General features: G+C 59.8%; 18 protein-coding genes. 4 read left to right on the top strand and 14 right to left on the bottom strand.

Annotated elements, in window-relative coordinates; translation table 11 throughout:
• Positions 1 to 245 precede the first annotated feature (245 nt).
• The 4 genes from KF767_14060 to KF767_14045 all read right to left on the bottom strand — a co-directional run bounded on the left by KF767_14060 (position 246) and on the right by KF767_14045 (position 6,752).
• Positions 246 to 2,282, bottom strand: a complete 2,037-nt coding sequence (locus KF767_14060) for a DUF3488 domain-containing protein (GenBank protein MBX3019007.1) — start codon at positions 2,280 to 2,282, stop codon at positions 246 to 248.
• Positions 2,283 to 2,289: 7 nt separating this feature from the next.
• Positions 2,290 to 3,231: a hypothetical protein gene (locus tag KF767_14055; GenBank protein MBX3019006.1), complete on the bottom strand. Its 942-nt coding sequence runs from the start codon at positions 3,229 to 3,231 to the stop codon at positions 2,290 to 2,292.
• On the bottom strand, positions 3,185 to 4,111 hold the full coding sequence (locus KF767_14050) for an AAA family ATPase (GenBank protein ID MBX3019005.1): 927 nt from the start codon (positions 4,109 to 4,111) through the stop codon (positions 3,185 to 3,187). Before KF767_14050 ends, KF767_14055 begins: the two co-directional genes overlap by 47 nt.
• Positions 4,112 to 4,208: 97 nt before the next feature.
• On the bottom strand, positions 4,209 to 6,752 hold the full coding sequence (locus tag KF767_14045; protein MBX3019004.1) for a hypothetical protein: 2,544 nt from the start codon (positions 6,750 to 6,752) through the stop codon (positions 4,209 to 4,211).
• A 284-nt stretch (positions 6,753 to 7,036) separates the two neighbouring features.
• Between KF767_14045 and KF767_14040 the strand changes: the two genes are divergently transcribed.
• Entirely contained in the window at positions 7,037 to 7,243 is a 207-nt protein-coding gene (locus tag KF767_14040; GenBank protein MBX3019003.1) for a hypothetical protein, read from the top strand.
• 37 nt (positions 7,244 to 7,280) lie between these two features.
• Here the strand turns inward: KF767_14040 and KF767_14035 are convergent, their stop codons facing one another.
• The 9 genes from KF767_14035 to KF767_13995 all read right to left on the bottom strand — a co-directional run bounded on the left by KF767_14035 (position 7,281) and on the right by KF767_13995 (position 16,191).
• Complete coding sequence (locus tag KF767_14035; GenBank protein ID MBX3019002.1) at positions 7,281 to 8,555, bottom strand: hypothetical protein; 1,275 nt, start codon at positions 8,553 to 8,555, stop codon at positions 7,281 to 7,283.
• Position 8,556: 1 nt separating this feature from the next.
• A complete protein-coding gene (tpiA, locus tag KF767_14030) occupies positions 8,557 to 9,327 on the bottom strand; it encodes a triose-phosphate isomerase (protein ID MBX3019001.1) in 771 nt (256 codons plus the stop codon).
• A 65-nt stretch (positions 9,328 to 9,392) separates the two neighbouring features.
• Positions 9,393 to 10,010, bottom strand: a complete 618-nt coding sequence (locus tag KF767_14025; protein MBX3019000.1) for a hypothetical protein — start codon at positions 10,008 to 10,010, stop codon at positions 9,393 to 9,395.
• Positions 10,011 to 10,037: 27 nt separating this feature from the next.
• Entirely contained in the window at positions 10,038 to 11,261 is a 1,224-nt protein-coding gene (locus KF767_14020) for a phosphoglycerate kinase (GenBank protein MBX3018999.1), read from the bottom strand.
• Positions 11,262 to 11,534: 273 nt separating this feature from the next.
• On the bottom strand, positions 11,535 to 12,539 hold the full coding sequence (gene gap, locus KF767_14015) for a type I glyceraldehyde-3-phosphate dehydrogenase (protein ID MBX3018998.1): 1,005 nt from the start codon (positions 12,537 to 12,539) through the stop codon (positions 11,535 to 11,537).
• A 57-nt stretch (positions 12,540 to 12,596) separates the two neighbouring features.
• Positions 12,597 to 13,367 (bottom strand): TatD family hydrolase, encoded by a 771-nt coding sequence (locus tag KF767_14010; GenBank protein MBX3018997.1) that lies wholly within the window; start codon positions 13,365 to 13,367, stop codon positions 12,597 to 12,599.
• A gap of 29 nt (positions 13,368 to 13,396) precedes the next feature.
• Positions 13,397 to 14,359 (bottom strand): DNA polymerase III subunit delta', encoded by a 963-nt coding sequence (locus KF767_14005; GenBank protein ID MBX3018996.1) that lies wholly within the window; start codon positions 14,357 to 14,359, stop codon positions 13,397 to 13,399.
• A complete protein-coding gene (tmk, locus tag KF767_14000; GenBank protein ID MBX3018995.1) occupies positions 14,344 to 14,982 on the bottom strand; it encodes a dTMP kinase in 639 nt (212 codons plus the stop codon). The genes KF767_14005 and tmk overlap by 16 nt, the downstream gene beginning before the upstream one ends.
• 30 nt (positions 14,983 to 15,012) lie before the next feature.
• A complete protein-coding gene (locus KF767_13995) occupies positions 15,013 to 16,191 on the bottom strand; it encodes a hypothetical protein (GenBank protein MBX3018994.1) in 1,179 nt (392 codons plus the stop codon).
• 133 nt (positions 16,192 to 16,324) lie between these two features.
• Here KF767_13995 and secG point away from each other — a divergent pair, with 133 nt between their 5' ends.
• From secG to KF767_13980, 3 genes are read left to right on the top strand one after another with little or no spacing between them, the layout of a single operon-like run.
• The gene (secG, locus tag KF767_13990) at positions 16,325 to 16,702 is read left to right on the top strand and encodes a preprotein translocase subunit SecG (GenBank protein ID MBX3018993.1); all 378 of its coding nucleotides are present in this window, start codon (positions 16,325 to 16,327) and stop codon (positions 16,700 to 16,702) included.
• Positions 16,703 to 16,708: 6 nt separating this feature from the next.
• Entirely contained in the window at positions 16,709 to 17,539 is an 831-nt protein-coding gene (locus KF767_13985; protein MBX3018992.1) for an AgmX/PglI C-terminal domain-containing protein, read from the top strand.
• Positions 17,536 to 19,377 carry a sensor histidine kinase gene (locus KF767_13980; GenBank protein MBX3018991.1) on the top strand — a complete coding sequence of 614 codons (1,842 nt, stop codon included), beginning with the start codon at positions 17,536 to 17,538 and terminating at the stop codon, positions 19,375 to 19,377. The genes KF767_13985 and KF767_13980 overlap by 4 nt, the downstream gene beginning before the upstream one ends.
• Here the strand turns inward: KF767_13980 and KF767_13975 are convergent.
• Entirely contained in the window at positions 19,368 to 20,441 is a 1,074-nt protein-coding gene (locus tag KF767_13975) for a hypothetical protein (protein ID MBX3018990.1), read from the bottom strand. The two genes, KF767_13980 and KF767_13975, sit on opposite strands and share 10 nt — an antisense overlap.
• Position 20,442 lies beyond the last annotated feature (1 nt).

The following is a 20,442-nucleotide window of genomic DNA, read 5'->3' as shown; positions in this document are numbered from 1 at the left end:
TCTTCAAAAAAGTAGAAAGGAGCAAGATGCTTCCCGCACCCATCACAGGCGTGGACGCTATTTTCGCGCTCGGGATCGAGGTGGTTGAGGGTGCCGCAAACATGACAACGACGGAACTGGACGGTGGGTGTTTTGGACATGCTTTAAAGATAGCACCTGGACCTTCGTCCTAATAGCGGTGGCTTTAAAACAACTCCCTGATTTGACTGAGGAATCCTGACTAATGACTTGACGCAGCATTCGCGTTAGGTTGCCGATTCCGAAGACTTAACGTGAGGCGATGCGGAGGGAACGAAGGCCCGCACGGCGCGCTCCCGCGTTCCATCCTTCGACACTTGCTGTTTCAAACTCTGCCACTCGCCGCGCAGCTCACGCCAGCGGGGGCGATCCGCCGTCCGTTCTGCGTATCGATAACGCAAAAACCGGGCGGCGAAATGTCGAACCTGCGGCGCCCCGCTTCCCGCCGCGCGTGCGATCACCTCGAAAGCGCGGCCCTCGCCGGCGATGTCGACGGGAATCTGGAAATACGCGCGCACCTCGCGCCACAACTTTTCGCCGCGCGAGAGCTTCGTGCGGACACGGAAGAGTCCGCGCAAAAACGTCAGCAGCAGCGCCGCACTGAGGAGCGCGACGAAGCCGGTGATCCACGGCCCCCATTGCGGGATGCCCATGTCTTCGTAAAGACGACTCATCCAGCTGGCGTCGTAGAAAACGATGCGACGTTCGAGTTCGTGCGACCACGCATCCCAAACCAGGCCTGCCCTTTCCGTCAAGCGACTGAGCCAATCGGTGGCACGACGGCCACTGGCCGCCAGATCCAGTTCTTCCGGGGACAGCCGGTAGATTTCGCTGCCGATCGAAAACCGCAGTGGCTGAATCGAAGCCGTGGGATCGTAGCGCACCCAGCGACGTTGAGTCTCGTCGTAGTACTCGGTCCAGGCGTGCGCATCGCGATCGAACATTGTGTAAGACTCGGCGATCGGGTTGTAGGTCCCCCCCAAAAATCCGATCACCACGCGCGCCGGAATTCCCGCCGCGCGCAAAAGAACCGCCGAGCTCGCGGCGTAGTGTTCGCAGAAACCGACGCGCACGTCGTTCAAAAATGCGGCGACGCTTTCGTTCGGTACCGTGGGAACCTCTTGGCTATAGCGAAACTTCTGCGCGCGGTACCAGCCGTCCAACTCCGCGACCGCTTGGGCGGCGGGTAAACCCTGCAGCTTCGGTCCTTCTTTCAATCGCTGCAAATCCTCGCGGACCGGGTCCGGCAATTTCAGCGTGGCCGCGCGTTCTTCACTCGAAATCCCCTCGGCGATGTCCACCTTCGTGGAGCTGACCTGGTAATACGTCAACCGGCGCGGCGTGAAACGAAATTGAAAGACCGAGGCTCCCAGCGACTCGATGTCGCGGGCGCCGACGCTGAAGCCGGTGATCACACCTTGCGCGAACTCTCCGGCAAAAAGGTAACGGGACCACCGTGGCTCCAGCCAAACCTCATGCAAGAAACCGAACTCGATGTTGCGCCCGTCGTCGCGGGGGAAGGCCCGGGTTTCCCCGCGTGTCCAGTGAAGTCCGCCCTTGATTTCATTCAAGACCCCACCGCGGAAGTAGAAATATCTTTGCTCTTGCGCCTCTCGGTAGGCGAAACGAAACGCGACCTCGTCGCGTTGCACGACCTTACCGATCTGTCCCGGGCGGATCTCGTCGGCGAAACCGCTTTTCGCGACGATCCCTTTCTCATTCCCCCACAGCTGCAACGTGAAACGCGGGAAGAAAAAGAAAATCAAAATCCAGACGGGAAAACTCAACACCATGAGTTTCAACGCGGACCGCAGCGTCGCCAAACGAAACGCCGTTTGGCGCGCCCCTTGTGACGTGTGCAACATCGCGAAGAAGAACACCAAGTCCAACAACATCAGCCACATGTTCCCGAGACTCGCGTCGTTCACCAGGTAAATCGCCAACGCGAAAACGCAAACGATCAATTGGGTCAGCCGCGTGCGCGCGGTTTGCAAATGATGAATTTGGAACGCCAGCACCCAAGCCGCCAAACACGCCGAATTTTCGATGCCGAACACGGGGCGTACCGCGAAGAACGTCGCCACGAAACCGATACCGGCGAAGGCCTGCATCAACGCCGACGGCCAGGGGCGTTTACGCTCGATCGCGATCATGCCGAGCGCCCATCCCCCCATCGCGATCACCTTCACCCAGTCCGGCAGGACGGGGAAGAGCATGAACAGATGCACGCCGGAATAGAGGGCGATCAGACGTTCGATCTTCATTGGTTACTCACCGTGGCCACTCTGCGAAAAGGCGCCACAGCTCCCTCGCCGAGCCGCGATCCACCGTGCGGGCGCCCCAGGGACCCCGCACCTCAAGCTCGTCGCCGCGATTCAGACTTTGATCGACTTCGAACGTGAAAAGTGAAAGGCGTCGCTCGAGATCCAGATCTTGGAAGTTCTCCCAATCGAGGTATTTGCGGGCACCGTCTTCGGCGTTCCACGGGCGAACCCAGGCGCGATCGGTCCGCGCCGTACGCGCCCAATCCAGACGCCGCAAAGAGCCGCCGAAATCCGCGGGGTGCGAGTCCCCCCAGATTTCCGCGCGGTCCGTTCGCGGCGAAGCGTCCCCCTGGTCGCCGCGTTCGGGTTGCGGCGCGATCACGGTCGAACGTCGTTCGGGATACACCCACAGATCGAACTTCACGTCCTCGCTACGCCAAGCATAGAAAAGTCCCAGCGGCGCGCGCGTGGACAACCGCAAGCGTTCGACCTTTAAACGTCCCCGCATTTCCGGCGTGAATTTCAAAAGGGTGTGGACGTCGTGGCGTTCGGTCGCCGCGTCCTCCAGCGCGAAGTTCCGCGCGCTTTTCCCCCACGGGCGCACGGAGCGCTCCGCGAGCAAATCAAGCATCAAGCCTTCTTTGACCGAACCATCTTTGTTGCGAAAAAAGAATTCGAGCGCGCCTTCTTCCTGCGCGAAGGCCTCGGGGCGCCGAACCCGAAGTTCGCTCAGCCCTTGCAGGTTTTGGTGGGTCATCACCATCGACAGCGCGAACAGCGTCAGCAGCAAAAACGCCATCAGGTTCACGAGCTGGCTGCCGTAGATCGCCCCCATCAAGAGCAACGAAACGGTAAAGCCCAGAAAGACCAGTCCCGCTTTCGTCGGCAAGATGTAGATCCGTTCACGCACGCGGATAAGGCGTCGCGGCCAGAACTTTCGCCAACGCATCGGTGGTCCTCTCGGTAGAATGGCGTTGCCAACGGTGTCCCCAGGTATTGGGCAAAATCGTGCGGACGTCCTCGGGGGTCACGAAATCGCGATCCGCCAGGCGCGCCATGGCCTTCGCCAGGGTCAACGCGCTTTGCACGGCCCGCGTGGACAGCGTCCCGACCGTGCGCGCCTTTTCGGCGAGGTTCAGCACATCCTCCAGCACCACGTCCGAGACGTGCGTGGCCTCGACCCACGCGAACAAAGATTCGAACTCACGAGCGGCGGGCCGATCCTCCTGCGCGAGTTCGGTCGCGATGGCGTTCACTTCCGCATGACGCCGGGCCAGAAGTTTTTTCTCTTCACCTCGCTCCAGACTCAGGATCTCGAGCCTTGTGGTGAAGCGATCCAGCTGCGATTCCGGCAGCGGGAAAGTCCCTTTCGAGTCGATCGGATTCTGCGTGGCGATCACCAAAAAAGGAAACGGCAGCGGACGGGTTTCCCCCTCGATCGAAATCTGGCGTTCTTCCATCGCCTGCAGACACGCGCTTTGCGTTCGCGGCGTCGCGCGGTTCAGCTCATCCAGCAGCAGCACTTCCGTGAACAGCGGCCCCGGACGAAACTCGAAGCTGCGATCCGGCCGCAAAACGAAGCCGCCCGTCAAATCCGAGGGCAGCAGGTCCGACGTCATCTGCACGCGCTTCATCGGCAAACCGAAAACCTGCGCGAGCGTTTTCGCGAGCGTCGTTTTGCCGGTGCCAGGCGGACCTTCGATCAAAAGGTGGCCGCCGCTCCACAGGGTCGCAATCGCGAGCCGCGCTTCGAAGGGGTGACCGCGAAAAATACGTTCCAACTCGGCGAGGGATTTCGTTCCCCGCGCGCGCCATAGGGCTTCACTCATGTCCTTGATCTTAGCGGTGAAAACTCACACCCCGAACCACCAAAGAGGGTCCTGGGCCAAAGGCGACCCGCGGCCGACAAAGATTATGTTGAGCAGCTTAAAGCTCGGTGCCCAAACTCGACTCGAGTTCAGTTTCGAACACGCGGAGCGCCTTCGCGACGCGCGGGTGGCTGCGGAACTTCTCGAGCTCGTAGCCCAGCTCGCGCGCGCCCATCCAGTTCTGGTCCCGCACCGCGGTTTCGAGCTCACGCGCCGAGCGCTCCAAGAATGTGGCGTCGGGATTTCCGTTCCGCAAGATCGCCTTCTGGGCGAAGACGCGACGGCGCGAATCTTCCGAGCGCAGATCGCGCTGGAAGCGGGTGACGAGTTGATCGCGACGGGCGTGGGTCTTCCAAGTCCCCGCGGCCAGCATCTGCAGAAGCTGGGCTTCGGCTTCGCCATCCTTCGGGGCCTTCATCAAACGCCCCCACCATGCGTCGATCATCGCGGCGTCCATGGTGGCGTTCAAAGTCCCCAGGTGCGCCAGCACGTCGCTCGCGGTCCGGCGCACGTCACCGTACTCATCGCCACGCACCCACACGTTGTCGATCGCGGCCAGAACGGCGGCGTCGCGGGTGCCGCGTTTCGCCCAGAATCGCAGGGTGCGCTCGAGCACGTTTTCGTCGGTGTCGTTGCGCAAAAGTTCCAGCATTCGCGGCTCCAGCGACGGATCGATGGCCTCGAAAAAGTGGCGCGACAAAACGTCGACCGCTTCCGTGCGCAGGCCCGCGTCCGCATCTTTCGTCATCGCGAAAGCCAGGCCGTAAAGACCTTCACCTTCGTTCGTCAGACGCGAAAGCAGATTCAGAATGAAACGACGGCCGAGCTCGCCGGGTTTTTCGATCAGCGAGACCAGATGCGCGCGGACCGAGGCGTGCAACTCGACGCCGCCGAAAACCGCCAGCCAAGACGACGGATCGTCCTCGCGGCGCGCGTGATCGAATAGCGCGCGTTGCACCAGTTCCGACGAGGGCTTCTGCGCGCGCCAGAACTGGATCCACTCGCCCTTCAGCTCGTCGTCGCCCCCGATGCGGGTCATGTCGATGATCGCGAGTTTCGCTTCGTCCGTCAAAAGACGCGCCGAACGCGCGGCTTTCAACAGCGCTATGGTCGAAGCCGGACGTTTGAAGTAGGCCGCGAGCGCCGATTGCACGTCGGGACTCATGGGCTGCTCGGTCAGCAGCGGTAGCAGGATGTCCAGGTTCTGCGTTCCCGGCTTCGCCACCAACAGACGGGTCAGTGCCTCTTTCGAGTCGCCCCAGTTCTGGGCGTGCAGAAACGAAGCGGGATAACCCTTCTTCAGCCACGCCGGGTCCGTCGCGAAGTTCAGGCACGAAAGCGCGCCGAAGACGGTGTCCCGCGACTTCGCGTTCGCGGCGGACGCGAAACGCTCCACCCACTCCGAGGGCAAACGCTGGGACGCGATCAGGCCCGAGCCCCGCTGCGCGCAGATCTCTTGGGCACGGTGACCGTTCAAAGATTTAAGCGTCGATTCCATCAGGTCACGGTAGTCGACCGCGACGGATTGCGCGCCCGACAGAATCTGCAGCAGCTCGAGCAGGCCCAAACGAACCACGAAGTGGTTCTGCAGCTCTTTCGCGCCCAGCATGGAGCGAAGCTTTTCGACGATCCCCGTCTCGGAATCACGCCAAGCGCGGAAGGGCGCGCCACCGCGCTCTTCATAGTGTCGCAAACGTTCCAGAACCTGCGGCAGATCCCGCAAAGGTTCTTCCGAATGTAAAGTCGCCGAGATCAAGCCCAAGTCCTTCGCCATCTCGCCGTTCGAGTCCGCTTTCACGCTCATCCGGCAGACGAGCGGTTGCGCGGCCGCCCCCGCGGCGTCGGCTTGGCGGAACGAAAACATCTTCAGCGCTTCGGCCAGTTTGGTATTCCGGTCGCCCATTTTCATGGTGTCGAGTTCTTGGGCGTAGGTCGCTGCGCGACCATCTAAATACTTCGCGAGCGGCGCTTCGATATATTTGCCGAGAGGGCTCGTGGAGTGAAAGCCATAAAGTCCGGCCGCATTCGGGAAAAGCGAACGCATGCGGTCCATATTCGAAGAACCCCAGGGCGTATAACGTTGCAGGGCGATCGAGTGCGCCTCTTCGACGCTGAAGCCGTCGGCACGCAACACTTCCACGTAGTCTTCGGGACGGCGATGATCGAGCGATTTGTCCGCCAAGGTGTTGCAACCGAAAAGATAGACCTCTTTCGGACGTTTGAAGATGCCGTCGCAGGCGCTTTGGCAGCTCGCCTTTTCCATTTCATTGAGCGACAAACTCTGGCCCGACTTCCCGAAGAACGTGCCGGCGAAGTGCCCCGAGATGACGAGGACATCGCACTGAACACGTTTTTCACAGGCTTTCTTGAACCAGTTCGCGCCCGCCCAGCCCTCGATCCACGCGAGGCCCGGCGCGCTTTCGGGGATCAGCTCCACGATACGGAATTTGTCGGCGGGAAGCTTTTTGCGGAAGAGTTCTTTTTCTTGATTGCTATTGATGGTGATGGTGCAGACGGTCTTCTTCGCGGACGACGTATTGGCGAACGCGGGGAAACCCACGGCCACCAAAACGACGGACAAGATCAAACCCTGAATCCCCATGACCATCCCCAAGTCTCCCCTGCACGCATGACTTGCCCGGGCTCATTACAAGAAGCGTTCCGCGCGGGGACGAAGGCACGGGGGGCCCGCGGGGGGAAGGGCCGTCAAACTGCGGTACGAACGGGAAAGGAATTCAAGATCAGGGGCGCCGCCACGAATTGGCAAGGTCCCCGCACTGGCGCGATTTTCGCTCACGTACGGCGCAAGTCGAACGCGTCCGGGAGTTCCGGCCGTTCCTTTTGGGGTTCATGGGGATGAAACAAGTGATGAGTCCAAAACAAGAAATGGCGCGCTTAACGCTCGCTTCGATCTCGCTCTTATTGGTGGGTTTGATGACGACGCCGCTGCTCGAAAGTCCTTCGCGCACCGTGAGTACGACGCGCGTGGAAGAACCGGCACGGCCGATCAAAGCCGTCACCCGCAAAATCGAAAGCGGCAAAGCCAATACGCACGCGAAAAAGTCGAAGCGTCTGGTCGTCGCCCGGCGGTAGGCGCCATCGTCTAGAACGCCGAGAAGGCCTAGAAGATCTAGAAGTAGTAACTGGTGCCCACGAGCATCGTGTAGATGTTCTGCACCTTGGGTAACACCACGTACTGGTGATCCACACGCTGCACACCATCCCCGCGCCCGCCCGAGTAGTAGCCGCCGAAGGTGTACTCGATCTGACCGCTGCGGAAAGCCGCATTCGCCGAAAAGCCCAGCTGATTCACCTGATCCGCCTGTCCCCTTGACGTGGAAGCGTCAGGTTTGGGGAAGCTCGAGAAGTTCGTGAAAACTCCGCCCCGCATTTTGAACCAGTTCGTGAATTTGTATTCCGCGCCCACCGACACGTTCGCCAGCGCGCGATGCTCTAGCTTTTCGGCGACGCCGGGCTGGGTGACTTGGATGTCCTCGTACTGTTCGTAACCGTGCAGATTCAAATCCGCCGCAATGATCCAGCGCTCGTTGTCCCGCCACATCACACCCAAGTTCAGGCGCGGCGGAATGCGCGTTTTTGAATCCAGCTCGGTCAAAGAAACCGGCTGCTCGGCTTGTCCAGATTCAAAAGTGTTCGCCAGATAAGAGGCACGCCCCATGATATGCACGCTGGGAAAACGGATCGACGTGCCCCACGACCAATGCGCGGTCACGTCTTTCAAATAACCGACGATGACGACCATCCCGTTCTGCGTCAGGTTTCGGTCTTCCGTGAAGATTCTGAAATCGTTCGGTCCCCGGTAGGTGCGGTCGTTTACGGACTTCGTCAGCGCGCGCGCCGTGTAGTAGATCGTAACTCCGAAATACTCCGTATTCGAAATCTGGCGCGAAAGCGAGCCGCCCGCCCACAGGGATTCGTCGGTCAGGGTGAGCGTCGAGCTGTTCACATCGGATTTCGAAACCTGTCCGCGGTACTGATCGAACTCCGGCACCAGGATGGACAGCGCCAGCGTCCACTCCCGCAGCCATTCAACCTGCTTCGGACGGATGACCGACCCCGATGAGGAGGGAAGTGCGCGAAAGAAACCCTGATTGACCTTCAAGGCCGACGAGATCAGGTCGTCGCCTTGACCGTAAGTCGTATCGAATTTTTTGTAGATCCCCACCGCCGCCGAAAAGCTTTCGCCCTTCATCGCCGCGAGCGTCGCCGGATTGTACCAAGCCCCCCCGGCGGAATCTTCCGCGACGGCGGTGGCGGCGCCGCCCATACCCGCCGACATATCGCCGATCAAAATGGAGTTGTAGTTGCCGAAAGCGGCCTCGGACGACGGCACACAAACCGTCAGACCGATCGCGATCAGCAAAACCGGGACGAGAAAGCGCAATCTAGACCCCAGCCGCCGCGGCCATCGCGATCGCGCGGAAGCTCTGGCACTCCAAGCTCGCGCCCCCGACCAAAAATCCGTTCACATTGGGAATTTTCGAAAGCGCGCCGGCATTGTCGGCCTTCACGCTCCCGCCGTAGAGCAAAGAAACGTTTTTGAAACCCAAAGCTTCGAGCTCTTGGCGCACCAACGCATGCGTGTCCTTGACCTGCTCGGGGGTCGCGACCTTGCCGGTCCCGATCGCCCAGACGGGTTCATACGCCACGACCAGCGGCAGATCGGTTTTCGCCAAGACCAGGCCCTCTTTCAATTGGCGTTTCAGGACCTCGCCGGTCTTTCCGCCTTCACGTTCCGCGAGGGTCTCACCGATGCAGAACATCGGGGTCAGCCCCAAACTTTGCACGAGCGCGACCTTCTTCGCGAGGATCCCATCGGTTTCGCCGAACAGGGTGCGACGTTCACTATGACCGATCAGCACGAAGCGGCCTCCGAGTTCCTTCACGACCTCGGCCGAAACTTCCCCCGTGAAGGCGCCGGATTTTTCGAAGTAGGCGTTCTGCGATCCAAATTCAAAGCCGGGTTTGGCGTTGCGCGACTGCGCGACCGCCTCAAGGCTTGTGGCCGGCGGGAAAAAGGCCAGCGAAACGTCGGGGCCGAAGTCCCAGGCGGACTCTCCGCCCACGCGCAGCCATTCCTCGAAGAAGGCGCGGGTGTCTTTCGGGGATTTGTTCAGCTTCCAGTTTGCGGCGATCCAAGTTTGAGTTTTTGTCATAGAATCTATGGACCGCGAACGAGCACGAAACTCAAGGATGCGCGCGTTGAAATGTGCGTATCCCGTTAACGTCGCGAGTCCCCCGGCGCGGGAGACTTCCCGGACGGTGCGCCCCGGCCTAAATTCGCCAGATGTTTTTCAAAATAGCTGAAGTCCGGCATCACGTGCGGCGCGGTGTTCACGTGTTTTGTCCCCGCGCAAGCCGCGGTGGTCGTGTTATTCGGAGCCCCGATGGAAAGAATCGCGGCGTAGCCCCGCGTGCTTTCGCAGTCGTGCGCGTATTTACGCGAGCGGTAACCGCCGTTGGAGAAACCGATCAGCGCGCGACCCTCGGCCAGCGTCGCGCCCCCGCACGCCTCGCGCGCCTGCTTTTCGACTTGTTTGATTCCCGTGGAGTTCCAATTGCGAAATTGACCGTTCACCGGCGCCACGGGCACCGCGATCCGGATCTTCAACTTGCGCGCATATTCGTCGAGCTTTTTGCGATTGCCGGCCTCGAGCGCGCGAAACCCATTCGTATCGGGCCCGCCCTCACCTTTAAAAAGACCGTGCATGTAAATGGCTTTGATCGGCCAGCCCTTCGCCTCATCGGTCGCGGGCAAACACTGCGGTGACTGCACCGACTGCGCGAAGGCGAAACCGGTGCCCAATAGAAGGAACGCCAAAACGAACCCGAATCTCATCGCCAAGCCTCGTTTCCCGAGACTTGATTATAGCCGAACCGGGTCCTTCTCGGATTGTTTTTTCTGACGAAGGACTTCGAGTCCAGGCAGCTTATCCCCTTGGAGATACTCCAAAGACGCGCCACCACCCGTTGAGATATGGGTCATTTTATCAGCAAATCCCGAGGCTTCCGCCGCGGCCGCCGAGTCCCCACCACCCACGATCCGGAATCCAGAATTTTTAGCTAAAGCCTCCGCAATTGCGAAAGTTCCGCGATGGAAGGCCGGACGCTCGAAAACGCCCATGGGACCGTTCCAGAAAACGGTCTTCGCCGAAGCGATCGCCGCTTCGAAATTGCGAATCGACTTCGGTCCGATGTCGAGCGCCATCATGTCCTCGGGGATCGCGACATCCGCGGTCGTGAGGGACTCATTGGAGTCGAAACTGGGAACGCAGACATGATCCACGGGCAGAAGGATCGTCTTGCGACGAGCTTCGACCCGCGCAAGCATTTCGCGCGCGTAGCTGAGCTTATCGGTTTCCACGAGGGATTTTCCGACCGGAAGCCCCTGCGCCTTCAAGAAAGTGTAGGCCATCGCGCCGCCGATGATGAACGCATCGACCTTATCGATCAGATTTTCGATGACGCCCATTTTATCGCTGACCTTGGAGCCGCCGAGGATCGCGAGGTAAGGCTTCTCGGGCGTCTCGATCAGCTTATCGAGGATCTTCACTTCTTTCTCGATCAGAAAACCGATCCCTTTTTTCGGGATCAAACGCGGCAGCGCTTCGATGGAGGCGTGCGCGCGGTGGCTCGCCCCGAAGGCGTCGTTGATGTAGATTTGGATTCCCGCGGCGAGCTCTTGCGCGAAGGACTCCGAGTTTTCGGTTTCGCCTTCGTTGTAGCGCAGATTCTCAAGCAGGATCAGCTGATTGCTCTTCAGCCCCATGAGGTTGTGCTTCACGGCGTCCGAACCGGGCTCTTCGATCAAGATGACTTCCACGCCCAGCAGTTCGCCCAAACGATCCGCCACGGGCTCCATGGAGTACTTTTTGTCGCCCGCCGACTTGGGACGCCCCAAGTGCGACGCCACGACGAGCTTCGCGCCTTTTTCCAGCGCGTACTTGATGGTCGGCAGACTCGCGGTGATCCGCGTCTCGTCGGTGATCTTGCCGTTGTCGAGCGGCACGTTCAGGTCCAACCGCAGGAATACGGTTTTTCCGGAAAGATCGAAATCACTGATCAGCTGAATCCCTTTCAAGCCCGCCATGTAGGTCCTAACCCTTCACTAGTTGAAGATTGAACAGATCTAAAAATGCCTTGATCGAGGCGCATCGAGCGAAGGACTGGCTCTTGCCAATTCGAGCTCGATGTAACGAAGAGCAAGGCATTTTTAGATCTGCCCTGCGGGTCGAATGGAAAAAAGCCATCTGGCTGCGTCGCTCCTCCGCACCATAGACCCGGCTATGGTTTGTCGTCGCTTCTTGCATCTGACATTTTTCCATTCGATTCAACCTTCAACTAGTGAAGGGTTAGGACCTCGCTACAATCCCTTCGCAGCCATGTACTTGACGAAATCCACCATGCGGTTCGAGAAGCCCGCCTCGTTGTCGTACCACGACATGACCTTCGCCGTGCGCGGTCCCGCCGTCATGGTGATCGACAGATCGACGATCGAGCTATGCGCGTTGCCGTTGAAATCGCAGCTGACGAGCTCTTTCTCTTCGACCGCGAGCACGCCTTTCAGCGCGCCTTTCGACGCCGCCGTCAAAGCCGCGTTGATCGAATCCTTCGTCATGTCTTTTTCCGAGTTGAACGTGAAATCGACGAGCGACACGTTGGGCGTGGGGACGCGGATCGACAGGCCGTCGACCTTGCCCTTGAGCGCCGGCAAGACTTGACCGACGGCTTTCGCCGCACCGGTCGTCGTGGGAATCATCGACAAAGCCGCCGAGCGCGAGCGACGCAGATCCTTGTGGGGCGCATCGACCAGGCGTTGATCCGAAGTGTACGAGTGGACCGTCAACATCGTGCCGTTCACGACGCCGAAAGTTTCGTGCAGCACTTTCGCCATCGGCGCCAAACAGTTCGTGGTGCACGACGCGTTCGAAACGACGAAGTCGGTTTCCGCATTGTAGGTTTCATGATTCACGCCGTAAACGACGGTGCGATCCGCGCCTTCCGCCGGCGCCGAGACCAGAACGCGTTTCGCGCCGGCCTTCACGTGCAGCATGAAGTCTTCCTTCTTCTTGAACGCGCCGGTGCACTCGAGCACCACGTCCACGCCCCAAGCTTTCCAAGGAATATCGGCGGGATTTTTCGTCGACGAAACGGGGATTTTCTTCCCGTTCACGATCAGATTCTTTTCGTCATGGCTGACGTCGGCTTTGAAGGTGCCGTGAACGCTGTCGTATTTCAGCAGGTGCGCGACGCCGTCGATCGAGTCGAGCGAGTTGATGCCGACGATATCGAGCTCTTCAAAGCCCGCGCGGAAAAGAACGCGACCGATACGGCCAAAACCATTGATACCAACACGCAATTTCGCCATGGAGATCTCCTTCGGAATGGATGGCGGATTTATCGCGCCGCCCCTCCTAAAAGGCAATCACCAATTCAGTTTCGGGAAGAGTTGACGCGCGTTTTCGTTCGTCCGGCGCGCGAGCTCCGCAAGCTCGATCCCGTGAAGATCCGCGACGAACTGAGCGGTATGCACGACGAACGCGGGCTGGTTTTTCTTCCCCCGTTGCGGGACCGGCGCCAGGAAGGGCGAGTCGGTTTCGACATGAATACGATCGAGCGGGATGAATTTGCACGTCTGGCGCAATTCTTCGGCATTTTTGAAGGTCACGACCCCGCTCATCGAGATATTGTAGCCCAGATTCAGGCACTCCCGCGCGAGCCACGGCGTCCCCGTAAAACAGTGGATCACGCCCCGGACGCGGCCGTTGAACTCCCGCAAGATCTCGACCGTGTCCTCATCCGCGTCGCGGGTGTGGATCTGCACGGGCATCTTGAATTCTTCGGCGATGGCGAGCTGCGCGCGGAAAGCCGCCCGCTGCTCGTCCTTGGGCGACTGATTGTAATAATAATCCAGGCCGATCTCACCCACGGCGACCACTTCTTTTTCCGCCAAATGCGCGCGAAGATAAGCCGCCACCTCGTCGTTGTACACGACGCCTTGGTGCGGATGCACCCCCAGCGTGCACGCCACCACGGGGAAGAACTTCTGCGCCGTCGCGCGGACAAATTCAAAATCGCTCGGCTCGGTGCCGATGGTAATCATCCGTTTCACGCCGACGGCCTCGGCCTTCTGGATCACGACCTCGGGAGGATCCTCCAGCATGTCGAAATGGGCATGGATATCGATCCATTCAATCGGCGCACCCGCGCCGGTCTTCGCGTCGCTCATGCGTTCATTCTACCCGTCTTCGCGAGCTGATGCGAGCGAATCCAAAATTCCTCGAACAGCAGCTGGACGTCGCGATGGGCTTTGAGTTCTTTTTCCAGTCCCAAACTCATCTCAAAAAGGCCCGGCGCCGCCTCCGCGGGGAATTGGCGTAAAAGTTCCCCGGCCTCGGGAAACTGGCTCGGCATCCCCAAGTTCCAGCGGCGGCCTTCGAGATCGCGAAAAAACCCCTGAAACGAACGCGCGAGTTCCAGCGCGAAGTCCTTGTCCTTCACCCGCTCGCGGAAAGCCGGGCGCAAATACGACTGCGCGTCTTCGAGCCACCACTTGAGCGTCTCTAGAACGAGCGAACGCTCCTCTTGGCTTTCGTTCGACACCAGCTTCTTTAACTTGGTCACGCGCCCCTGGGCCGCATGGATCGCCCAGTCCGGCGCCGGCTGCGCCCGGCGCAGCTCTTCATCGCTGAGCGCATGGAACGCGACCTTGAGCGCGCGCGAACGCAGCGTCGCCAGTACGTGGCGCGGGGTCGGCGCGATCAAAATGAAAACCGTTTTCGGCGGCGGTTCTTCCAGCACTTTCAAAAGGGCGTTTCCCGCCTGGGGGTTGAGGGATTCGGCCCCATCGATCAAGATCACGCGATAAGGCGTCAGCGCCTGCAAATTCAGGAAACCCAAAATCTCGCGCGACTGCTCGATCTTGATCAGATTTTTTTCCGGCTCGACGATCCGCAGACCTTCGCTTTCGTTTTTTTCGACCCGCAGGCAGCTGCCACATTCGCCGCAGCCATCGGGATCCACGGGACAAAGAAGGGCCTGCGCCCAGCCAAGCGCGACCATGCGCCGACCAACCCCTTCGGGGCCGGTAAACAAAAGCGTCGACGGCACACGATCCGAAAGACGCGTTTGCAAAAGCGTGCGGATGATTTCGGAATGTCCCGAGACGCGACTTAGAATGCGTCCCATTTGAAGCCCTTGAGCTTCGAGAGCAGCTCTTGCAGAAGTTGCGCGGGCGACTTCGCGGCGTCGAGCACGATCCAAGATTTCGGATCTTGCTCGGCTTGCTTCAGAAAGCCGTGCCGAACCTTTTCGTGAAAAACGTCGGTTTCGGATTCGATGCGATCCTGCTGTGAGCCGGTCTCGTTGTTGCGATGATTGCGACGACGACGGCTTTCCTCGACGGACAAATCCAAAAGCACGGTGACGTCGGGCTTCAGGCCACTGGTCGCGAACTCATTCAGGCGCTCCACCCAGGTCAGCGGAATCTCGCGCCCCCCCGCCTGAAACGCGATGGAGCTCGCCGTGAAGCGGTCGCAAAGGACCCATTGATTTCTTTCGAGCGCGGGACGAATCACCAGATCGCAATGTTGCGCGCGACTCGCTTCATAAAGCAGGAGCTCCGTCCGCGCCGTCGGGGCCGCGCCCTGGGTTCGCAAAATCAATTCACGGATCTCATCACCGAGCGGAGTTCCACCCGGTTCACGCGTCCGCAGCGTCCGCTGTCCTTTGGACTGCAGCTCGCCTTCGAGCGCCGACATCAGTGAACTTTTCCCCGAGCCGTCAAGGCCCTCAAAAACCAAAAATGGCATCAGGTTTTGTCTTCGGTTTCCCGGGAAAAGTCACTGCTGGAGCTGCGTTATGGCCCAGGGCTTCCCAGTCGCGGAGTTTGTCGGGATTTTGTCCAGAAATCCGGCTTTCACCAGGTCCTCGAGGCTTTTCGCGGGCGCGCCGTGCTGTTTTTGGTAACGCCCCAGCTCACAACGCAGAATCAGCTCGTGAAAAAGATCTTCTTCGCGCTGACGCAGCTTCACGTCATCCTCGGTGTAGAACCGGTCCAACTCCGCGAGCCCCGGCAGATTCCCTCCCCGGCGGATTTTACGAAGCTGCGCCAGGCTGCGATCCGGAAGCCGCTGCAGATCCCCGGCGATCCCGTTGGCCACCATTTGCGACCCGGGTTTCAGGGTTTTACGAGCTTCGGTCATGAAGACCCGGTCGATGGGCCAAGGTCTTTGCATCGAACGCAGAATGAACGCGACCTCTTCGTCGGGAAAAGCGCCCCCGGCCTGAATCACGGACCGACGTTTCGCCAGCAGTTCGCGCGCGAAATCCTGGCGCTCGCCACTCACGAAACGAATCGCTTCGGCGGTCGATTCGTCGAAAGCCACCGCGGTCCACGCACGCAGCCACGTTTCGCCCTCGGTCCGCAGCCACGCGCCCACTTGTTCGGCACCGCTTAAACGCAGTCGCAGAAGACTCACGCGGTAGAGCGCACGCACCTTCTCGCGGAGCTCGAGATCTTCGAGCTCGCCACGCGGACTTCCGATGTTCTCCACCGTGCGGGCCTGAAGTTTTTGAAAGCGCGGAAAGGCCTCGGCCCATTCCTTCTCCAAGGCCGCGTAGTCCGGCGCGACCCCCTCCCCACCCGAGGGGAAAAGCGGCGCCATTTCCATTTTGGGTTGGTAGCTCCCCACCCACTCGCGAAACCGAAACAGCTCTTGGCCTTTCAAAATGAGCTCTTCACGCGAGGGCCCCGCGTCGGCCTCGAGCGCCTCTCGGCGACGACGCCGGTCGGCTTCTTTTTTCGAAGCCCAACCCAAGGCCTTTTCGTATTTTTCGTCGTGAATTTCTTCGGGAGTTTTGCGCTTTTTAGAGGCGTTTTTTGAAGAGCCCTTCGCCTTTGTGCCCTTTTTCGGGGCGGATTCCTTCGGCGGCGCCACGGGTTCACCCTGTCCAAAGGAGCGCAGAGGCTGAAATGCCGTCATCACAAGCAGAAGAGAGAGGGTCAGTTTCGATTTCATCGGCGGTTTCAGTTTGCGGGGACCGCGCCGAATTCACAAAAAAATTCAGGGTTCCCAGGGTTTGACGCACCCCGCGTTTTGACCGAAGCGGAGTCCCTCTTCTACAGTGCATCCCATTGACTAGAGGAGTCTCATGGAAAGCTTCATCGCCATCGTCCACATTTTGGTCGCTTTGATTTTGATCGTTTTGGTTCTGATCCAAGACACCAAATCCGGTTCAGTCGGCGTCTTCGGCGGCGGCGGTGGTTCGAACTCCGTTCTCGGCGCGACCGGCGCGACGACTCTCGCGCAGAAGATGACCCGCTGGATTGCCGCGATCTTCGCCGTCACTTGCATCACGCTTTCGGTTTTCTCGGTGCGTTCGCGCTCTTCGATTTTGGATGGCATGCCCGTCACTCCCGCGGCGGCCGTGGCTCCCACCGGCGTTCCCGCGACAACTCCCGGTGGCGATACGATGCCGACGGAAGCGACCGGTGCGCCCGCCGCTCAGCCGGCAGGAACCGGAAACTAAACTCCGATGAACGCCCCGATTCCCAAAGGCAAAAACGCCGCCAAAGCGAAGCTTTTGATTTCGGGGCTCCTCGTGTTCGGGCTGATCGGCCTCGGTCTGTCCTTCTGGATCCAACACCGCCAGCAGAAAAAAGCCGTCAACCAATTCCGGGTCGCCCAAGTGGAGCACGTCACCGGCAACGTTTGGGTCTTGGCCCCCGGCTTCGAGAAAAAACGCAAAATTGATCGCGTGACCGCGCTGATGCCCGGTGAGTCCATCGAAACCGAAGACACCGGCGAAGCGCTCATCCTTTTCGACAATACCGCGACCGTGCGGATTTTCCCCGATTCCCTCGTCCTCGCCGAACGCAATGAATTGAGCGACGACGTTCAAGACACCCTGATCATCCAACGTGGAGAAATCCGCGTCGAAGAGCCCGGCCGTGCCGGCGAACTTTTCATTTCGAAAAACGGCACCCGCGTGCCCGGCGCCGACTACCACAAACTCGCGCTCGCGAACGAACCCGTCGCCAAACCCACCGCGAGCGCCGACCCTTACTCGACCGAAGCCGAAGGTGGACTTTCGGAAGACGAAATCGTCGGTATCCTGCGCGCCCAACGCGGGAACTTCATGAAGTGTTACACCACCCTTTTGCAGAAACAGCCCGACGCCAAGGGTGACCTGTCCCTGAACTTCACCATCGAAAACACCGGCAAAGTCGGGCTCATCGAAATCTCTTCGGTGGCATTGAAGGATGAAGAGCTGAAGAAGTGCGTGACCAATGTGCTTGCGCGCGTGCAGTTCCGTTCGTTCCCGGGAACTCCGATTTCGACCTTCTTCCCGTTGACGTTGGAATGACCTCCGCGACGCCGGCTCCCACACGAGAGATCCCGCGGCGACTGCGTAACCGACTTTTCTTTCTGCTCGTTCTGCTCGGTGGACCACCCCTTCTGGTTTGGGGCGTTTTCACGTTCTGGGGCGCGGGCCGCATCGTCGCGACTTTTCTCGACACCGAGATTCGCGACAAAATGGAAGACTACGCGCAGAAGATCGAAAACGCGAAAAGCCTGAACGCGACCTTCGTTCGCTACATGGCGCTCGAACTCCGCGATCATCCCCAGAAGGAATGGCAACGGATCGTCAACCATATGTCGACCGCCGAGCCCGCCCTTTACAACGTGCACGCGATCAACGCCGACGGCACGAACATCGTGCGCAGCGATCTCGTCCCCCCGGCGAAGTTCCGGTACGCCGATCGCGCCTACTTCCGGGACGCCCTGAAAGGATCGATCGCCCACGAGATGGTCCTTTCCCGCGCCTACGAAAAGCCCGCGCTTTGCACCGCCCAACGGGTCGAGCCCGAAAGCATCGTCATCGCGATCTGTCGGTTCACCGACGCCCTTCTCAATGAAATCGGCGCGGTCTCCTTGGGGCGAAAGGGCTACCTGTTCGTGACGGACGAGTCGAACCGCATCCTCAGTCACCCCGGGCTCCCCTTTCACTCCGCCGATCTTTCCGATGTGGACCGGATCGCGCTCGAGCACGCGCAGAAAGGCGAAACCCAATTCGAATTCACCGCCGACGGAGAAAGCTACTCGGCCTACCACCGGCCGCTCTCGGGTCGCTGGCATCTGATCGCGGTCCACGAGCATCGCGCGCTCAACGCCTGGGCGGCCGAAATCATGGCGTGGCCCTTGGCCGCGGGTGTTTTCACGGCGCTGCTCATGACCGGACTCGCGTTCCTGATCATCGATCGCGGCACCCGTCCGCTCTTGAAACTCACGTTGGCGACACGCCATCTCGGTCCCCACAACCTCGACTTGAAGGTCCCCGTCGAAACCGACGACGAGATGGGACTCCTCGCCGAGGCGTTCAACGACATGACCGAACGTTTGCGGGTGGCCTTCGGCACTTTGCGCGAACAAGAGGCCGAACTCCAACGCTCCAAAGAAGGTTTGGAGCATTTGGTCCTCGAGCAAAGTCAGAAGCTTCTTTACTCGACGAAGATGTCCTCGCTCGGCGAAATGGCGGGCGGGATCGCGCATGAAGTGAACAATCCGCTCGCGATTATCTCCATGCGGACGCAAAAGCTTCGCGAACAGGTCGAGGGCGGCAGAATCGACAAACTCGTGATCCTCGAGACGCTCGACAAAATCGAAAAGACCTGCGTCCGCATCAACAAGATCATCCGCGGTTTGCGCGCCTTTTCGCGCGACGGCAGTCAGGATCCCTTCGTACGCGAAAACCTCAGCTCGGTGGTGTGGGAAGCGGCCTCTCTGTGCAGCGAGGCCATGCGCAACCGCGGGATCGATCTGCAAGTCCAGTGCGACGCCGAAATCGAAGTCGAGTGCCAGCCCGTCCAATTGGGTCAGGTGATTCTGAACCTGCTGACGAACGCGCGCGACGCCGTGTTGGATTTACCCGAACGCTGGGTGCGCATCGAAGCCAAACAGTGCAACGCCGAGTGGGTGGAAGTCACCGTGACCGACAGCGGCCGCGGCATCTCGGCGAAGAACGCCGAAAAAATCATGCAGCCCTTCTTCACCACGAAACAGGTCGGTCAGGGCACGGGTTTGGGACTAAGTATTTCCAAGGGCATCGTGCAACAGCACGGGGGGGAACTGACTTTGAACCCGGATTCTCCGCACACCCAGTTCGTCATCCGCTTACGTACACCAGAAGGGCGTCAGCGGTAATCGTGTAGATAGTCGATACGGCCCTGCACCCAAGGCTCGAAGTGGCCTTCCAGTTCGTACACGCGCCCGTTCTCAACCTTCGTCTCTTTCGGAACTTGCATGCGGGGACGGTACCCCGCCGGCATCATGCCTTTGTCGATGAAGATCGGCAGCAAACGGTCCACGCACTGCTGCCCCAGAATCTGCCGACGAACGAGGTCTTCGAAGCTGCGCACGAGTTCTTCCGGGCTGAAGCGGTGATTGAAGATCATATCCTGCGCGACGCTCAAGACGGCGTCCGAGCTCAGACGTTGATCCTGAAACAAGTCCACCGCGACCTGGAAGTAATTCTCGATCGGCAGCGTGCGGCGGCCGAACTTCAGATACCAATCGGCATCCGTATCGGTCGCCAGGTTGATGTAGATCCGCTCGACGGGATCGTTCTCGGGAACCGAGCTCTGCAACATCAAGATACGATCGACCTGCTCGCCCGTGACGAAGAAACCGCGCAGGACGTTCCGGATCTCCTGCGCGGACATCCGGCGCGAGCAAATATCCGAATACAAATTGTAGATGATCGCATCCGATTCGGAATCGTCGCCCCAGAAGACCTGGCGCACGTCCTCGCGCAGCCGCGTGCGCAACTGCAGCAGCGCCTGCACCTTGTAGCCGACCTGTTTCGTCAAACGCCACCAACGCTTGGGCGCCAGGTTCCGCAAGTTGTCCTTGTAAAAGCAGCCGAAGGGGCGAATCCCGTCGATCTCGAACTTTTCCAGAATCCGCGCTTCGAGCTGCGGCGGCGAGGCCGTGATGAAATAGATCGGCAGACGGCTTTGCTGATGCGCCGAGGTCCAAGTCTGCGCGAGCACCTGCAACAACGTGTTGGTCCCGGGGACGTTCTTTTTCGCGAGCGCGCGTTCGATCACGGTCATGAGCAGCGCGCGGGCCGAATCGATCGAAGTATCCAGGTAGGTCTTATCCAAATCCCAGACGAAGACGTCCTGCACGTTGGCTTCCAACGATTCCGGCACGTACCGGAAATAAACCACGTCATCGGTGATCTGACTGCGCGACTTCCAATCCATC

The organism is Pseudobdellovibrionaceae bacterium, assembly GCA_019637875.1.
Taxonomy (GTDB): domain Bacteria; phylum Bdellovibrionota; class Bdellovibrionia; order Bdellovibrionales; family Bdellovibrionaceae; genus JAHBUW01.
This window is presented reverse-complemented; position numbering and strand designations above follow the sequence as displayed.

Bases quoted from the DNA above. Each gene is read 5' to 3' on its own strand.
- KF767_14060 (MBX3019007.1), bottom strand. From the start codon at position 2,282: ATGAAGATCGAACGTCTGATCGCCCTCTATTCCGGCGTGCATCTGTTC.
- KF767_14055 (MBX3019006.1), bottom strand. From the start codon at position 3,231: ATGCGTTGGCGAAAGTTCTGGCCGCGACGCCTTATCCGCGTGCGTGAA.
- KF767_14050 (MBX3019005.1), bottom strand. From the start codon at position 4,111: ATGAGTGAAGCCCTATGGCGCGCGCGGGGAACGAAATCCCTCGCCGAG.
- KF767_14045 (MBX3019004.1), bottom strand. From the start codon at position 6,752: ATGGGGATTCAGGGTTTGATCTTGTCCGTCGTTTTGGTGGCCGTGGGT.
- KF767_14040 (MBX3019003.1), top strand. From the start codon at position 7,037: ATGGCGCGCTTAACGCTCGCTTCGATCTCGCTCTTATTGGTGGGTTTG.
- tpiA (MBX3019001.1), bottom strand. From the start codon at position 9,327: ATGACAAAAACTCAAACTTGGATCGCCGCAAACTGGAAGCTGAACAAA.
- KF767_14025 (MBX3019000.1), bottom strand. From the start codon at position 10,010: ATGAGATTCGGGTTCGTTTTGGCGTTCCTTCTATTGGGCACCGGTTTC.
- KF767_14020 (MBX3018999.1), bottom strand. From the start codon at position 11,261: ATGGCGGGCTTGAAAGGGATTCAGCTGATCAGTGATTTCGATCTTTCC.
- gap (MBX3018998.1), bottom strand. From the start codon at position 12,539: ATGGCGAAATTGCGTGTTGGTATCAATGGTTTTGGCCGTATCGGTCGC.
- KF767_14005 (MBX3018996.1), bottom strand. From the start codon at position 14,359: ATGGGACGCATTCTAAGTCGCGTCTCGGGACATTCCGAAATCATCCGC.
- tmk (MBX3018995.1), bottom strand. From the start codon at position 14,982: ATGCCATTTTTGGTTTTTGAGGGCCTTGACGGCTCGGGGAAAAGTTCA.
- KF767_13995 (MBX3018994.1), bottom strand. From the start codon at position 16,191: ATGAAATCGAAACTGACCCTCTCTCTTCTGCTTGTGATGACGGCATTT.
- secG (MBX3018993.1), top strand. From the start codon at position 16,325: ATGGAAAGCTTCATCGCCATCGTCCACATTTTGGTCGCTTTGATTTTG.
- KF767_13985 (MBX3018992.1), top strand. From the start codon at position 16,709: ATGAACGCCCCGATTCCCAAAGGCAAAAACGCCGCCAAAGCGAAGCTT.
- KF767_13980 (MBX3018991.1), top strand. From the start codon at position 17,536: ATGACCTCCGCGACGCCGGCTCCCACACGAGAGATCCCGCGGCGACTG.
- KF767_13975 (MBX3018990.1), bottom strand. From the start codon at position 20,441: ATGGATTGGAAGTCGCGCAGTCAGATCACCGATGACGTGGTTTATTTC.